This is a genomic window from Pseudoalteromonas aliena, from assembly GCF_038155085.1.
Taxonomy (GTDB): Bacteria; Pseudomonadota; Gammaproteobacteria; order Enterobacterales; family Alteromonadaceae; genus Pseudoalteromonas; species Pseudoalteromonas aliena_A.
In genome coordinates, this window is the sequence record NZ_JBAKAU010000310.1 from 1 (window position 1) to 207 (window position 207).

At 36.2% G+C, this 207-nt stretch carries 1 pseudogene; it reads right to left on the reverse strand.

The window, feature by feature from the left end:
• Positions 1-207, reverse strand: a pseudogene (locus V6260_RS19540) (bifunctional tetrahydrofolate synthase/dihydrofolate synthase); the annotation flags it as partial.

Consider the following 207-nt stretch of genomic DNA (forward strand, 5'->3'; position numbering starts at 1 on the left):
ACTTACTTCTTTAAGTACACCAGATTTATCTTTATCAGCAAGCATAGCGTCTAATGCATGAATTTTAAAGCCTTTATCTTTATACCTTGATAACTTATTTGCTAAATAACGCGCCGACTCAGGGTTGTGTGACACGTCGGTAAAGACTAAAGGATCAATACTTAACTTTTGAAACCGCCCTTCGACAACTAAATTAGCTAAGCAACT